The organism is Bacillus sp. YH3-2-B2, from assembly GCF_053663335.1.
On the sequence record NZ_JBSJQE010000002.1, the window covers coordinates 976965 to 993506 of the forward strand.

Genomic DNA, 16542 nt, shown 5'->3' on the forward strand with positions numbered 1-16542 from the left:
TCATAAAAAAGGAGGAAATGTTAACAAAATGTGAAGACTGAGCCGATATATAAGGTATCACACTTGAGGGAGCAGCTTAATATGAAAAAATTCATTAATTGGTGCACAAAGGCATCGATTTCACGTAAATTAATCATTTCATTTATCGTGATCTTAATCATACCGATTCTCGTGTTAGAATTCAGTTCATACCATACGGCGAGCAATTCGCTGGATGATCAGATTTCAGGCAACGCGAAAAATAACATCGAATCTTTTAACACAACCATTACAAATGATATCGGCGCAAAAGCAAAGGCGATTGAATTTTTCAGCGAAACGTTAAAAGGGTCATCCTTCTCAAAGAAAAACATGTCTGCTCTTGAAGAAAAGTTCGGGCAATACACGTCTATTCATAAGGACGTAGCCCGCATTTACGGAGGTACGGAAGACGGCAGCTACGCACAGGCGCCGAAGGAGAATACTCCGGCCGATTACGATCCGAGAACACGCACTTGGTATAAAGACGCTGTGAAGGCCGGCGGCACGCTCGTTGTCACCGACCCTTACACCGCGGCAAGCGACGGCAGCATGGTCGTTACCGTGGCAAAGCAGATGCAGGACGGAACAGGCGTAGTGGCCATGGATATTACGATTGACCAGCTGCTGAAGCAGATGCAGGGAATCAAAATCGGACAAAAAGGATTCGTGTTTATCACGTCCAAAAATAAAACCTATGTCGCGCATAAAGACCACAAACCGGGCGATAAAGTTTCAACCCCGTGGCTGAATGAGGTATACAGCAAAGACAGCGGCATTATTTCATACCAGCTCGATGATCAAAATAAAAAAATGGCATTTACGACAAATAAACTGACCGGATGGAAAATAGAGGGGAGCATGGAGCTCACCGAAATTAAAGACGCCTCACAACCGGTGCTGACGATGGGGATGATCGTCCTTGCAGCATCCATTATCATCGGGGGAATTTTAATTCTGTTGATTGTCAGATCCATTACGTCACCGCTGAAACGGCTTGTCCGCTCTTCTAAACAAATCAGCGGCGGAGACTTGACCGAAACCATTGATATCCGCTCGAAAGATGAATTGGGCGAACTCGGCGCGAGCTTTAATGAAATGGGAGAATCTCTGCGCGGACTGATAAGCGCGATCCAAAACTCTGTCGACAACGTGGCCGCGTCATCGGAAGAGCTGACCGCTTCAGCTTCGCAGACAAGCAAAGCGACGGAACATATTACAATGGCGATTGAGCAGTTTTCAAACGGGAACGAAGAGCAAAGCGAAAAAGTCGATTCAAGCTCAGCCAAGCTGAATCATATAAATGACGGACTCGCCGCCGTTTCCCGCACATCATCATCCATTACGGAAGCATCTAAACAATCGAAGGAAGCTGCCGGCACCGGGGAAGAATATGTGCAGCAAACCGTCGGGCAGATGAATCTCATCAATCAATCGGTCCAGCAGGCGGAAGCGGTTGTAAAAGGCCTTGAGGCCAAATCAAAAGACATCACTCATATTTTAAGAGTCATCAACGGTATTGCCGATCAGACAAACCTGCTTGCGTTAAATGCAGCCATTGAAGCGGCAAGAGCGGGTGAATACGGGCGGGGCTTCTCAGTAGTAGCCGAAGAAGTGAGAAAGCTTGCCGTCCAATCCGCCGGTTCTGCCAAAGAGATTGAAAAACTCATTCAGGAAATCACGGCTGAGATCAATACATCGCTTCACATGTTTACATCCGTCAATGAAGAAGTTCAATCAGGACTTGCCGTAACGGACCGCACGAAAGAAAGCTTCCAGAATATCTTCGGCATGACGAACGACATCGCCGAGAAGCTTCAATCGATGAACGGCACGGTTGAACAGCTGTCAGACAGCTCTCAGCACGTTTCAGCTGCAGTGACGGATATTGCGGACGTATCACGGGAAAGCGCAGCAAGCATTCAGGATATTGCCGCATCCGCAGAAGAACAGCTTGCATCAATGGAAGAAATCAGCACATCCGCCGATACGTTGGCGCAAATGGCCGAAGAACTGCGGGAATTAACGAAACAATTTAAAATCAACTAGTAAAAAAGGACGCTTTCCAGGTGGAAGGCGTCCTTTTTTATAGTGACAGCCGGATAATTAAATAAAAAGTCTTGCATACAAAGGGAGTACATAGAACTATTTTTCATTTATGACTTAATTTTCAATGTAATAAAAAGGGAGTCGGCCGATATAAACAGTAAATGATTGAAAGAGGTTTACAAAATTGAAAAAAACAGCAAAAAAAATCGTCAGAAAATCAATAGCCAAAAAACTTATTATTTCATTTTTACTGATCTTAATTATTCCGGTAGCAGTATTGGCTGCCGGCGCCTACCGTTCGGCGGCTTCATCCGTTGAAAAGCAAATGATGGAAAGCGCCGAAGGAAATGTGCAAATCTTAAACAATATGATTGATGACCGGATCGGAATGTTTACAAAAAGCTCAGCATATTTCAGCGAATGGGCGACAAGCGCTAAATTTAAAGAAAAAAACCAAACGGAAATGCAAGAAAGGTTCAAACAGTTTATTGAAAGCAATGATAAAGCGTCCGCCATATTTTCAAGCAGCAAGGAAGGAACGTTTACCCGTTATCCGCATGCCGATATGCCGGCCGATTTCAATCCGCTTGAAAGAAGCTGGTATCAGGAAGCCATGGAGAATAAAGGCCAAACCATCATCACGGACCCTTATGAGTCCATCTCAAACAAAAAGATGGTCGTCACCATGGCCCGCGCGGCGCAAGACGGATCAGGCGTCGTCGCCATTGATATAAAAATCGACGATCTCATCACGATGACAAAAGAAGTGAACATCGGAAAAGAAGGATACGCCTTTATCCTCAGCAAAAATAAAAAAGCCGTTGCCTACAGTGATGAAAAAGCCGGCGCGGCGGTATCGGGAAAATGGGTTGATACATTATACAGCGGACAAAAAGGCGACTATGAATATACGCTGAACGGGAAAGCGAAAAAAATGGCGTACGTGACCAATGAAGCGACGGGCTGGAAGATCAGCGGAACCATGTCCGTGGATGAAATCAAGGATGCGGCAAGACCGGTTCTGACTCTGGCCGTTATCATATTGGCGATAGCCATCGCCGCAGGGATGATTTTCATTTATTTTGTCATCCGCTCAATTACCAAACCGTTAAAACGTCTCGTAGCTTCAGCGGAAAAAATCAGCAGCGGGGATCTGACGGAAACCATTGATGTCGGCTCTCAAGATGAGCTCGGCGTGCTCGGTAAAAGTTTTAATCATATGACAGATTCACTCCGTTCGCTTATTCAAGGAATTCAGGACTCTGTTGAACATGTCGCTTCTTCCTCAGAGGAGCTGACGGCTTCAGCTGAGCAGACGAGCAAAGCAACGGAACATATCACCCTTGCGATTGAACAGTTTTCTAATGGAACGGAAGACCAAAGTGAGAGTATTGATAAAGCGACAGCACAAGTGAATGAGATGAAAGACGGGCTCAGCGATCTGGCGGAAGCGGCAGCCGTGGTGACGGAAACGTCAATTGAATCGGCGGAGATATCCGGCGCCGGTGAGCGGCTTGTCAAGAAAACAGCCGGCCAGATGGGCGCCATTGACCAATCCGTAAGTAAAGCGGAGCAAGTCGTACAAGGGCTTGAACTCAAATCGCAGGACATCACCAGCATTTTGCGCGTCATTAACGGCATTGCCGATCAAACGAATCTCCTTGCTTTAAATGCAGCCATTGAAGCGGCAAGAGCGGGAGAATACGGACGCGGTTTTTCAGTCGTTGCCGAAGAAGTGAGAAAGCTTGCCGTCCAATCCGCCGATTCAGCGAAAGAAATCGAATCCTTAATTCATGAAATCGTCAAAGAAATTCATACTTCGCTCGGAATGCTGGAATCCGTCAATCACGAGGTGAAAAGCGGACTTCAGTTAACGGACGAAACGGAAAAAAGCTTCCGGGACATTTCCGCTAAAACAAATCAGATTGCCGGTGAACTGCAAAATATGAATGCAACCGTGGAACAGCTTTCTGCCGGATCTCAGGAAGTATCAAACGCTTCAGAGGATATCGCGGCAGTCTCCAGACAAAGCGCGGCCGGCATACAGGACATCGCGGCTTCAGCTGAAGAGCAGCTTGCGTCCATGGAGGAGATCAGTTCCTCAGCCGTCACGCTGGAAAAAATGGCGGAAGAATTACGCGAACTGACAAAGCGTTTTAAGATAAACTCTTAATTAAGTCTAAAAGACTAATTTTGTAATAGGTAAAAAGTATGTTTCTTTATATTTCTTCTTTTTGGATGTGTATATTTACCCATAATTGCCGATATGAAGGGTAAACACGCAAGAGGAGATATAGCAGATGAAAAAAATTGTGCAAATCATCAAGCAGAGATCGCTTACAAGAAAACTGCTCATTTCTTTTTTGGCCATTCTCATTCTTCCTATTTCAACGCTGGCTTTTATCGCCTATCAATCGGCGGTAAGCACGCTTGACAGGCAGATGATGGGAAGCGCACTAGATAATGTGCAGCAGATTAACGATATGATCAACACAAGCATCAGCCAAAAGGAAGACGGAACGGCATATTTCAGCGACTGGCTCACAAAGGATCGGTACAAGCCGAAAAACCAATCGCAAATTACCGATAAATTCACAGAGTACATGAAGATTAATAAAGACGTGGAATCCATCTATACGAGTGACACGGAAGGACATTTCACACGGTATCCGGATCTGCAGATGCCTAAAGGATATAATCCGCTTGAAAGAGACTGGTATAAAAAGGCCGTGGAAAATAAGGGGAAAGTTGTTGTAACAGATCCTTACCGCACGGCTTCCACCAATACGATGGTCGTGACGGTCGTTCAGCAGACGAAAGACGGCTCAGGGGTCGTCGCCATCAATATGAAAATCGATGAGCTTCTGAAAACGACAAAGAAAGTGAACATCGGAAAATCCGGCTACGCTTTTATCCTGACGAAAGACAAAAAAGTGGTCGCCCACCCGAACCGTGCGTCAGGCACAGTACTAAACGGGGAGTGGGCTGAACAGCTGTTCACCAGCAAAAAAGGTGATTTTCAATACAAATACGACGGCCAGGAAAAGAAAATGGCTTATGATACGAACGGGCTGACAGGCTGGAAGATTACCGGAACGATGTATCTGGACGAAATTCATGAAGCGGCTTTGCCGATCCTTCATCTGTCCCTGCTCGTTCTCGTATTAGCGATTGTCATCGGAACCATCGTCATGGTGATGATTATTCGTTCAATCACAAAACCGCTCAAGCAGCTTGTGACATCATCGAAACAGATCAGTGAAGGCGATTTAACAGAAACGATCGAGATTCAGTCAAAAGATGAATTAGGCGAGCTTGGCAAAAGCTTTAACAATATGGCCGCTTCACTCAGGTCTCTCATCCATGCCATCCAGGATTCCGTGAATAACGTCGCATCTTCCTCAGAGGAGCTGACGGCTTCAGCGGAGCAGACAAGCAAGGCAACGGAACATATCACACTGGCGATCGAACAATTTTCTAACGGAAATGAAAGCCAAAGTGAAAATATCGAAAGCGCGGCGGAACATATTTATCAAATGAACAGCGGGCTTAAAGATATGGCGAAAGCATCTGCCGTCATTACCGAATCCTCCGTCACATCAGCGGAAGTCGCCAATTCAGGCGGAAAGCTCGTCCACCAGACGGTCGGCCAAATGAACGTCATTGACCGGTCAGTGAAAGAAGCTGAACAAGTGGTGCGCGGACTTGAGACAAAATCAAAAGACATTACAAACATTCTCGGTGTCATTAACGGAATCGCTGATCAGACAAACCTTCTTGCGCTGAATGCGGCAATTGAAGCCGCGCGTGCGGGTGAATACGGCCGGGGCTTCTCAGTCGTCGCCGAAGAGGTCAGAAAACTTGCGGTCCAGTCTGCCGATTCAGCGAAAGAAATCGAAAGCTTAATTATAGAAATCGTCAACGAAATCAATACATCTCTCGGCATGTTCCAATCGGTCAATAAAGAGGTGGAGAGCGGACTGGATATTACGAATCAGACCGAAACGAGCTTCAAACGGATTTCTGAAATGACGAACCAGATCGCCGGAGAAATTCAAAATATGAATGCGACGGTAGAACAGCTGACAGCAGGATCACAGCAGATTTCAGGAGCTTCTGAGCAAATCGCGTCCATCGCAAAAGAAAGCTCCGCCAGCATTCAGGATATCGCGGCCTCTGCCGAAGAACAGCTGGCTTCAATGGAAGAAATCAGTTCGTCTTCGGAAACGTTATCCCAGATGGCGGAAGAATTACGTGATATGACGAAACGATTTAAAATAGATTAATAGGTCATAGAACACCCAAATGTGCTGTTTGGGTGTTTTTTTTAGTTTTTTTAATAAATCTTTTGTCCTATCTGACGATATTAGATTTAGCTTTTCAAAGAAGGAGACTGAAAAAATGAAACAACTGATACATTGGATCAAACAGCCATCCATCAGCAAGCCGCTGATCGCGGCATTTTTAGCCGTATTGGTGCTTCCGGTCGGCATACTCGCCTACTTCAGCTACCAAACGGCGGGGAGTACATTAGAAAGAGAACTGACCCACAGCGCCCAGGGAAATGTCAGCGAACTGAACAGCGTGCTGGAAAACATGCTCGAAGGCAAGCTGAAAGCGATTGACTACTACAGCGAATCAATCACAAAGGAAAAACTGAACACGAAAAATAAATCGGTACTGCTCGACAATATGAAGCAGTATGTCACCGTAAATGGCGATGTCGCGTCAATTTACGCCGCGTCTCGCGACAAAGCGTTTGTGAAATATCCGTCCGCTGACATGCCGTCCGATTATAATCCGCTCACGCGCGAGTGGTATACAAAGGCGGTTGAAAAAAGCGGACAGCCGGTGTTTACCGAGCCTTATAAAGACGCTGCAACCGGACAGACGGTCGTTACGATTGCCCAGCAGACAAAAGACCGATCAGGCGTTGTGGCGCTTGATATTAATCTGGGCGACCTGCTGAACGCTTCCGAACGCGTCCAGATCGGTCATAAAGGATTTGCCTTCATTACAACGGGGGATAAAAAATACATCGCCCATCCGACTATAAAAGCGGGAACGGAAGGCTCCGGAGAGTGGACGAAAGAGGTATTTTCCAAATCAAGCGGATCGTTTGAATACATGTTTGAAGGACAGCAGAAGAAAATGGCCTTCACGACAAACAAACTGACGGGCTGGAAAATCGCCGGCACATTTTTTGTCAGTGAGATCCATGACGCAGCCTCGCCTGTCATGAAAATGGCGCTGATCATCCTGGCGGTTTCTCTTATCGTCGGCGGTATTTTAATCTTCTTTATCATTCGCTCGATTGCAAAACCGCTCAAAAAACTTGTCTCGACATCAGCTAAAATCAGTGACGGCGATTTAACGGAAGTCATTGACATCAAGTCAAAAAATGAATTCGGGCAGCTCAGCCAAAGCTTCAATGAGATGTCGGCATCACTCCGGTCTGTCATCGGCGTCATCCAATCATCCGTCGAACATGTCGCTTCTTCATCCGAAGAGCTGACGGCATCCGCCGGACAGACAAGCAAGGCGACAGAGCATATTACTCTGGCGATTGAACAATTCTCAAACGGAAACGAATCACAAAGCGAGAAATTGGAAGAAAGTGCTGATCATCTTTCCAAAATGAATGCCGGCATTGCCGAGACGGCGAATGTATCGGCAGAAATCACTGAATCCGCCATCCAAACCTCTGAAACGGCCGGAAGCGGAGAAGAATTAGTGGCGAAAACGGTCGGCCAGATGAAAACAATTGATCGTTCCGTACAGCAGGCGGAAGCGGTCGTAAAAGGGCTGGAAACGAAGTCGCACGACATTAAGAGCATTCTGAACGTTATTAACGGCATTGCCGATCAAACAAATCTGCTTGCCTTAAACGCGGCCATTGAAGCGGCAAGAGCAGGCGAATACGGGCGGGGCTTCTCCGTCGTTGCGGAAGAAGTGAGAAAGCTTGCCGTACAATCCGCCGGCTCCGCGAAGGAAATCGAAACGCTGATTCAGGAAATCGTCAAAGAAATCGCCACATCGCTTTCCGTATTCCAAGCGGTGAATCAAGATGTGAAGGAAGGCCTCGATATTACGGATCAAACGGCCGAAAGCTTCAAAAAAATCTCAGAAATGACGACTCAGATTTCAGGCGCCTTGCAGCAGATGAACGGAACGCTTGAGCAGCTTGCAGCCGGGTCGCAAAATGTGACAAACGCAGTGGAGGACATTACCTCAGTCGCCAAAGAAGGGTCCGCCGGCATTCAAGACATCGCCGCCTCAGCTGAAGAGCAGCTGGCCTCCATGGAAGAAATCAGTTCATCCGCCGAAACGCTTGCGCATATGGCTGAAGAACTGCAGCAGGTCACACGGAAATTTACGATTCAGTCTGAAGACGAAGAACAGCTGTAACGAGCTGTTTCTTTTCCTCATCTGAAAAAAGCGATACACTAATATAAAAGAAGGGAGTGGCAGTGATGAGATTAGAAGGCAAAAAAGTCATAGCGCTTGTCAGTGACGATTTTGAAGACTTAGAGCTTTGGTATCCCGTCTACCGGCTGAGAGAGGAAGGCGCGATCGTTCATTTAATAGGAGAAGAAGCGGGCCGTTCATACAAAGGAAAATACGGCGTGCCCGCGACGGCGGATTACGATTTTAAGAGCCTGATTATTCAGGAGTATGATGCCGTGCTCGTGCCTGGCGGCTGGGCTCCTGACAAACTGCGAAGATATCCCGAAGTTTTGGACATCATCCGTACGATGAACGAGCAGAAAAAGCCGATCGGCCAGATCTGCCATGCGGGCTGGGTGCTTATATCTGCCGGAATTCTTGCAGGAAAAAAAGTAACGAGCACGCCCGGCATCAAAGACGACATGACAAATGCAGGGGCACAGTGGCTGGATGAAGCTGTCGTAACTGACGGCCACATTGTATCAAGCCGCCGCCCGCCCGACCTTCCGCAGTATGCAAAAGCGTTTGCTGACCTGTTAGCGTCCAAATAAAAAACATCCGCCCGAATCCGGGCGGATGTTTTTAGTTTTGATCGGCGGGAAAGACGATTCCGATTTGTTTTCTCGCTTCTTCCATAATGCTCGCCGTAATGAAAGAACGTTCAAATGTATTTTCGGAAGACTCCCGCTGTCCGTTTCGAAGAAGATTGATGAATTCAGCCGTTTCGTAGTACATCGAAGGTTTCAGATCAGGGACTGAAATGTCTTCCGTCCGGCCGTCACGATAGCGGATTTCCGCCCGTTCCGGTCCGTGAATGCTGTCCAGAACGATCGTGCCGTCTTCACCCTGAATTTCCGCCGGGGCAAACGAATTTGAGATTTTCGAATGCATCAGCACCGCTTCAAATCCGTCGTATGACAGAATGACCGTGCCTTCGCCGTCAACGCCGGATGCTAGTTTATGACCGGTCGCAATGACGTTTTTCGGTTTGCCGAACAGGACGACGGCCGGATAAATGCAGTACACGCCGATGTCCATTAACGAACCGTTCGATAATTCAGGCTTAAACGCGTTAAGCACCGTACCGTTTTTATATGCATCATATCGTGATGAATATTGGCAGTAGCTTGCCGTGAATCTCCTGACGGGTCCGATTTTATGTAAGTGGTGTTGAAGCATGCTGAAGTTCGGCAGGAACGTCGTTTTCATGGCTTCCATCAAGAGAACGCCGTTCGTTTTGGCTGCGTGAATCATTTCATCCGTTTCCCTTGCGTTAGACGCAAACGGTTTTTCGCACAGTACATGCTTGTCGTGTTCCATAAAAAGGACCGCCTGCTCTTTGTGAAATGCATTCGGGCTGGCGAGATACACCGCGTCATAGGCTTTGCTTTCCGCCATTTCTTTCAGGCTGGTGAAATAATGAGCAGCGCCGTGTTTGCCTGCGAATTCCGCCGCACGTTCTTCAGTTCTGGAATAAACCGCCGTTAATTGAAAATCATCAATAGCAGAAGCCGCTTCCAGAAATCGTTCTGTAATCCAATTCGTACCGACTGTTGCAAATCGAATCATTGCTATCGCTCCTTCTATGTATTGGCTTACATTATAGCTTTTTTTCTGAGAAACATAAATGGAAAAAAGGCTGCCAGCTAAAGAGATAGGAAAAATTCCCATAGAGACCGGTTATTATTTTTCATTACAGGAACGATAGTGTACAATTTAAGTAAAATACATATGATGGAGGAACAATAGTGGAAACATTGCAAACATGGGGCGGCAGATTTAAACAGTTTTTCTTAGACAATAAATTTGTCTTGTTTTTGCTTGTATTGCTGCTCATCGGTCTCAATATCCTTGTCTTTATGAAGACATCATTTATTTTCACACCCATTATCGTCCTGCTCAAAACGATTGCGCTCCCCGTCATTTTGACAGGAATTGTTTATTATCTGCTTAATCCGATCGTAGATATATTGGAAAAAATAAGAGTGAAAAGAGTCTATTCCATCCTGCTCCTTTACCTCATTATTATAGGGCTGATTTCGATTACGGTCGTTTCAATTATTCCGTTTTTAAAGGAACAGATCATGAGCCTGATCGACAACCTGCCGAAATATGTGGACATCGTTGAAGATCAGACGAAAAGCCTGATCGGAAGCGATTTTGTAAATCAGGCGCAAAAGACGATGAATATCAACATTTCCGATCTTGCTAATAAAGTATCGGCGCAGGCGGCGACAATTGCAAACAGCACATTTACCGGAGTCGGGAATTTTATCGGCGCGCTGACTGAAGTGATTATTTCAATTGTGACCGTGCCGTTTATTCTGTTCTATTTGCTGAAAGACGGCAAAAAACTGCCGATCTATATCTTAAAGTTTGTGCCCACCCGTCTGAAAGAACAAACGTATACGATGCTTAGTGAAATGAACCACAGATTAAGCTCCTATATCAGAGGACAGGTCATCGTCAGCTTCTGCATCGGGTTTTTATTATTTATCGGCTATCTGATTATCGGACTTGATTATGCTTCCCTGCTTGCGGTCATTGCCGCTTGTACGAGCGTTGTTCCGTATTTAGGGCCGACCATTGCCATCACGCCGGCGATTATTATCGCGTTGGTCACTTCGCCTCTTATGCTGCTGAAACTTGCGATTGTCTGGACCGTTGTCCAGCTCGTGGAAGGGAAATTAATTTCGCCGCAGATCATGGGGAAAAATCTTCACATTCATCCGATTACCATCATCTTTGTTCTTTTAACTGCCGGAAAGCTGTTCGGGGTTGTCGGCATTATTTTAGCCATCCCGGGGTATGCGGTCATCAAAGTGGTCACGACCCATCTGTTTGATTGGTTCAAAATGCGCTCGCATTTATATGAAGAAGAAAAAAATGATGCTGTATCGAAGTCATAAAATCGGAACGGACATGATATTTATTATAAGACAGGCTTTCCTTCAAAGGAGAGCTTCTCTTTTGTAAATGATGAATGAAGGGAAGAATGGGATGACACTATGGGAGATGTTCACAGCAGCCGTTTTGGGAATCGTGGAAGGGCTGACGGAGTACGCGCCGGTTTCTTCCACGGGACATATGATCATAGCGGATGACATCTGGCTGAAATCCGGAAGCCTGATGAATCCGGAAGCCGCCAATTCCTTCAAAGTGGTGATTCAGCTCGGTTCGATTCTGGCGGTGGCCATTGTGTTTAAGGATCGGATATTACATTTACTCGGCCTCAAAAAAAACGTCACGCGCGATCAGCAGAAGGGATACAGGCTGACCATCGCGCAAATCGCCGTCGGTCTTGTTCCGGCAGCGGTGCTCGGCTTTTTATTTGAGGATTTCATTGACCGCTATTTATTCTCCGTCAGAACGGTCGCTTACGGATTAATTGCCGGAGCCGTGCTTATGCTTATAGCGGACTGGATCAATAAAAGGAAAGAAACGATCGATACGGTGGACAGAATCACCTACAAACAGGCTTTCTGTGTCGGATTATTCCAGTGTCTCGCCTTATGGCCCGGATTTTCCCGCTCAGGCTCAACGATTGCCGGAGGTGTCATTGTCGGCTTGAATCACCGGGCAGCCGCAGACTTCACATTTATTATGGCGATTCCGATTATGGCGGGCGCAAGCCTTCTGAAGCTGGTGAAATACTGGGGCAGTCTTTCTTATGACATGATTCCGTTTTTTCTTGTCGGCTTTATCTGCGCCTTTGTCGTCGCCCTCTTAGTCGTCAAATTTTTTCTTCGGCTCATTAACCGGATTAAGCTTGTCCCGTTCGCCATTTACCGTGTCATCCTCGGCATCATTTTAATCATGCTCGTGCGATAAACGAAGAGGCCCCCAGGAGGGTCTTCTTTTTATGTTCGAAAAACGTCTCAGGAAAATATGAGCAAACTGAATTTTCTGCTTGAAATTCATAGAAGACTCGTCTATAATAAAACATGACGTTACAGCACGGGGCCATAGCTCAGCTGGGAGAGCGCTACGCTGGCAGCGTAGAGGTCAGGGGTTCGAGCCCCCTTGGCTCCATACCTTTAAACCCTTATTCTATAAGGGTTTTTTTATTTGTCAGGAACAGAGCCAATAGCCCAAAAAAGCAATTGGGGACAATTTGGGGACAATTTGGGGACGAAAAATTTATTTTGAGGAAGTTTAGTTGCTTTTCGCCTTCAATTAGGATTGAAGAAGCCGCCTTTAAAGGCGGCTTTGTTGTTTATCAATTTTCTTTCGGAGCAATCTTTGCTACTGGAGCACCACATAGCAGGAAGAATGCAAATACTGCTGGTGGGGAAATTGCTAAACCTATAGTTCCTAGAAATCCTACAACAGTCAGCCACTCGCCCTTTTCAATGGCTTTTTGAACTTGATTCAAAGCACCTTTACTTAAGTTAAGTGCATCCTCTAAACATCCTTGAACACTACTGATGTGGGCATCCGTATAATTATATTCCTTATTCATATAATTAGCGAAAGCGATCATGCCCTCCTTTTGAGCAGGAGGATAAGGAGATTTTTCAAGCTCATCTTCTTTGACTGTATAGCCGGTCTCTTTGTCAAAAACTAGAATTTTAGTAAAGATGTGCTCAACTTCTGCAACAGATTTTTCAATTTGTTCTTCAGTTAAGCCGTCTAAACCGTCCTTAGGATTCAATTGTGCTGCTGAAGCTGCTGGTGCTATTGTCGCGATAGCTAGAAAGAAAACCGACGCCAGAAAAAGCAATCTTTTCAACATTATAACTCCCCCTTTTGGAAAATTGTACAAGCAACTAAACAATAACATACTTTTTTCCAAATAAGGGTGCATTTATCTAGTTTTAATCTGTTTAGACAGGATAAGTCAAATATCGACAAAAAAGATTATGACCACAAATTCAAAGCAAGAAACGAAAGACCCCAAGCTAATATACCGAACATCACAGAGAACCTAAGACAAGTTTCAAATTTTGTAAGCCCCCGCTCTCTTTTTGTTTTACCTAATTTCCAGTAAAGAGCATAGCCGGAGAACACCAAAATGATTACTCCGAGTCGAGACACATTTTCCAAAAATTTTATACCATCCATTGATTTTCACCTCGTTTATTTATGAGAAAAAAATAAAGTAGACTTGTAGAGAGTCTACTTATAAACCTATTCCAAAGTAAACACTTTCATAGAGCTTAAAGCATTTGAGTGATAAAGTAATGCTCATTTTAAAATGATACATCCTTAATCCCTCCCATTTATATTCCCCATACATTAGTTTTATTATCGCAAATTGAAAGGACATTTCCAACATTTAAGTGAAAATAAGTAATCTGTAATAAGTCTAATGGTATAGAAATGATGTTCCCTTTATTCAACAAAACCATGATCATTTTCCGGTATACCGCAAAAAACTGTGTTTATTTGACTAAACATATTATGGAAATGTTAGAATATTATATAAAAGGAGGAGTGGCCTTGTGAGTTCTGTTTTACCTTCATCAGAGGTAGGCGTTAAAATTAATGAATGGTACAAAATGATACGTCAGTTCAGTGTTCCGGATGCGGAGATTTTGAAAGCGGAAGTGGAGCAAGAAATAAATGAGATGGAAGAAGACGAGTATCTACTGATTTACTACACCCTCATGAAATTCCGCCATCAGCTCATGCTGGATTATTTAGAACCGGTGACTACCCGTGTGAGACCGACAATTGACGAGCTGCTGGAAAAAATCGAAGCATCAAATAAAGGAATTTCCGGCCTGCTGTGCTATTACTCTTTATTTTTCCGCGGCATGTATGAATTTGATCAAAAGCAGTATGTAAAGGCGATCGGCTTTTATAGAGAGGCTGAAAAACAACTCGTTCATGTGCATGATGAAATTGAGAGAGCGGAGTTTCATTTTAAACTGGCTGAAGCATATTACGGTATGAAACAAAGCCACGTCTCCATGCATCACGTAAAGCAAGCGCTCGATATTTACGATCAGTATGAGTTGTATAAGGTCCGGAAAATTCAATGTCTATTTGTCATATCAGGGAATTATATTGATTTTAAGCGTTATGAGAAGAGTCAGCCGCATCTTGAAAAGGCTCTTGATTTATCAAAAGAGTTAGATAACAAGAGGTTGATTAGTTCTGCTCTTTATAATTTGGGTACAAATTTCGGAGATAGGGGCGACTATGAAAAGGCTGAGATATTTTTAAGGCAAGCAGTAGAGATAACCGAAAAAGCAAAACTGAGCAACTTGCCGCACTCTTTATTTTCTTATGCAAAATTCCTCTTTAAACAAGGGAAAATGGCTGAGGGTATCCAAGTAAGCAAAAAAGGTTTGTCGGCCGCGGTATACCAAGGCGATAAGCTTTTCGAAAATCTACAGGGGTATCTGAAGGCTCTTTATGTGGATGCAGTGGATCAACAGGGAGTTAATGAAACAATTGAGTATCTGGAGAAGAATAAGAATTACTCATATGTTGAAGATATTGCTTGCGAAACTGCATCTGTTTACGCAGATTCAAGGGAGTTTGAGAATTCTTATTTTTATCATAAAAAAATGGTTGATACACAAACACAAATTCAAAGGGGAGAGTGCCAGTATGAATTTTAAAAAGAGCATTTTCATCGTCCTGGGTCTGTCATTGACTTTAGTATGTGGGTTGGGTATGAGCTCAGTAGAAAAACAAGCACAAGATACAATCAAAGTAGCTTCTGATCGCCTTCAAACTTGAACAGCTTAAGTCTTTTCTTCGGAAAAGGCTTTTTTGTTTCTTCATTATATTGTTTTAAAACATCCACTTGTTTTTATTCTTATCCCATTTCAGCATACGCTGCCTCATGAGGTTCTTCACTGTTTCCCGAATAGCGCGTTCATCCTTGCCAGTTTTTCTCTTCAATTCATCCAAGGAGGGGTTCTTCCTGAATTGGATCTAAAGATAATCCGGTGCACTTTTCATTCAAAATCAGTCATTTGATCATCTCCCAACTTCATAAGTCTCAACGGATAAAAGAGAATCAAATACAATAATGTATCCCCCTTTAAGTTCTTCACACGAAATTCCTTCCGTAGGTGGTCCCGTAATGAACTGCGCAGATAACCTCGCGTATGTATCCGTCGTCATAAAGCTCGAACGATAATTCTATGCTAATATTTAAAAAATATGGCACTCAATATTTATAAGTTCAATTTTCTTTTCAATTTAAGGGAGGGAAAATAGAAAGGAGAGAAATGAGAAAGTATTTTGGGTTCGTGTCGCTTATCATCCTTTTATTCGGATTGTGCTTTCTGCCTCATATTCATTGGGCGCTTGGAAGCCTAGGAATTGTCGTGGGGAGTATTCTAGCAATCAAATCGCCTAAAGGAATTGCAAAGAATATTTCTTTTGTTATCCTAGCACTTTGTTTACTTTTACTATTATTATTGATTGTGATGGGCGTTTTGATGGCAGGTCTAGTGGAAAATTAACCTTTAATTTATTATCCTATTTTGGGACCAGCTTATTCATTTTTAGCCAAATAAAAGATTAGGATTTGAAACAAAACGTCTGTTCCTATCAGAAAAGCATCTCCACACTGGCAGCTAGAGGTCAGGGGTGCGAGCCCCTTGGCTCCATACCTTTATAAGTTTTTAATCCTCTGCAGCAGCCTCTGTGTTCCGCTTCATTTCTAACAACTCAAAATAAAGGAAAGAGAGAAAATGAAAAAGAAAATCTATCTTATATTATCTCTGTCAGCGGCAGTGGCACTTCTTTTAACAGCGCTCCCGGCTCTTTCTCCCATCATCTTCACGTCTGCTTCAGAAAAAGGAGCCATCAGGCATGACATTTATAAAAAAGGATATCCGTATCAAAGCTACTTTGCGATTCTTCAAAAAGAAGAAGGAGGCGGAGAGGCCGGGAACCTTTATTATGTAAATTGGTTCAATTGGAAAGATGAAACCGGACAGACGCCGCACGTATGTTGTTCAAAAAAATCGTCCGAAGGCGAGTACAAAGTAAGCTGCGGAACCGGACCGTAATGATCAAGAGCCCCTCTCCAATGAGGGGCTTTTTTCGTCAAAGCTTGAA

At 44.4% G+C, this 16542-nt stretch carries 12 protein-coding genes and 1 tRNA gene; 10 read left to right on the plus strand and 3 right to left on the minus strand.

Annotated elements, in window-relative coordinates:
• Positions 1 to 81 precede the first annotated feature (81 nt).
• The 5 genes from tlpB (ACWJJX_RS09915) to ACWJJX_RS09935 all read left to right on the plus strand — a co-directional run bounded on the left by tlpB (ACWJJX_RS09915) (position 82) and on the right by ACWJJX_RS09935 (position 9065).
• Positions 82 to 2067, plus strand: a complete 1986-nt coding sequence (gene tlpB / locus ACWJJX_RS09915) for a methyl-accepting chemotaxis protein TlpB (protein ID WP_156735707.1) — start codon at positions 82 to 84, stop codon at positions 2065 to 2067.
• 184 nt (positions 2068 to 2251) lie between these two features.
• Positions 2252 to 4240 (plus strand): methyl-accepting chemotaxis protein TlpB, encoded by a 1989-nt coding sequence (tlpB, locus tag ACWJJX_RS09920; protein ID WP_071392227.1) that lies wholly within the window; start codon positions 2252 to 2254, stop codon positions 4238 to 4240.
• A gap of 127 nt (positions 4241 to 4367) precedes the next feature.
• Positions 4368 to 6353 carry a methyl-accepting chemotaxis protein TlpB gene (gene tlpB / locus ACWJJX_RS09925; RefSeq protein ID WP_454022945.1) on the plus strand — a complete coding sequence of 662 codons (1986 nt, stop codon included), beginning with the start codon at positions 4368 to 4370 and terminating at the stop codon, positions 6351 to 6353.
• A 115-nt stretch (positions 6354 to 6468) separates the two neighbouring features.
• Positions 6469 to 8475, plus strand: coding sequence for a methyl-accepting chemotaxis protein TlpB (gene tlpB / locus ACWJJX_RS09930; RefSeq protein ID WP_454022946.1), 2007 nt, complete (start codon positions 6469 to 6471; stop codon positions 8473 to 8475).
• Between the two features lie 65 nt (positions 8476 to 8540).
• On the plus strand, positions 8541 to 9065 hold the full coding sequence (locus tag ACWJJX_RS09935) for a type 1 glutamine amidotransferase domain-containing protein (RefSeq protein WP_003152143.1): 525 nt from the start codon (positions 8541 to 8543) through the stop codon (positions 9063 to 9065).
• 31 nt (positions 9066 to 9096) lie between these two features.
• On the opposite strand, the gene ACWJJX_RS09940 is transcribed toward ACWJJX_RS09935, so the two are convergent.
• Complete coding sequence (locus ACWJJX_RS09940; protein ID WP_229154412.1) at positions 9097 to 10083, minus strand: Gfo/Idh/MocA family protein; 987 nt, start codon at positions 10081 to 10083, stop codon at positions 9097 to 9099.
• Positions 10084 to 10262: 179 nt separating this feature from the next.
• Here ACWJJX_RS09940 and ACWJJX_RS09945 point away from each other — a divergent pair, with 179 nt between their 5' ends.
• The 3 genes from ACWJJX_RS09945 (at position 10263) to ACWJJX_RS09955 (ending at position 12546) form a co-directional block, all read left to right on the plus strand.
• A complete protein-coding gene (locus tag ACWJJX_RS09945) occupies positions 10263 to 11423 on the plus strand; it encodes an AI-2E family transporter (RefSeq protein WP_014305691.1) in 1161 nt (386 codons plus the stop codon).
• 91 nt (positions 11424 to 11514) lie between these two features.
• The gene (locus ACWJJX_RS09950; RefSeq protein ID WP_044801954.1) at positions 11515 to 12345 is read left to right on the plus strand and encodes an undecaprenyl-diphosphate phosphatase; all 831 of its coding nucleotides are present in this window, start codon (positions 11515 to 11517) and stop codon (positions 12343 to 12345) included.
• Between the two features lie 128 nt (positions 12346 to 12473).
• Positions 12474 to 12546, plus strand: a tRNA-Ala gene (locus ACWJJX_RS09955).
• Between the two features lie 187 nt (positions 12547 to 12733).
• Here ACWJJX_RS09955 and ACWJJX_RS09960 read toward each other — a convergent pair.
• Together ACWJJX_RS09960 and ACWJJX_RS09965 are read right to left on the minus strand one after the other, a co-directional pair.
• Entirely contained in the window at positions 12734 to 13249 is a 516-nt protein-coding gene (locus ACWJJX_RS09960) for a hypothetical protein (RefSeq protein WP_156735702.1), read from the minus strand.
• Between the two features lie 125 nt (positions 13250 to 13374).
• On the minus strand, positions 13375 to 13578 hold the full coding sequence (locus ACWJJX_RS09965) for a hypothetical protein (RefSeq protein WP_107994259.1): 204 nt from the start codon (positions 13576 to 13578) through the stop codon (positions 13375 to 13377).
• A 380-nt stretch (positions 13579 to 13958) separates the two neighbouring features.
• On the opposite strand from ACWJJX_RS09965, the gene ACWJJX_RS09970 reads away from it, so the two are divergent.
• On the plus strand, positions 13959 to 15086 hold the full coding sequence (locus tag ACWJJX_RS09970; RefSeq protein ID WP_377802808.1) for a response regulator aspartate phosphatase: 1128 nt from the start codon (positions 13959 to 13961) through the stop codon (positions 15084 to 15086).
• 1086 nt (positions 15087 to 16172) lie between these two features.
• Positions 16173 to 16493, plus strand: coding sequence for a hypothetical protein (locus ACWJJX_RS09975; RefSeq protein ID WP_454022947.1), 321 nt, complete (start codon positions 16173 to 16175; stop codon positions 16491 to 16493).
• Positions 16494 to 16542 lie beyond the last annotated feature (49 nt).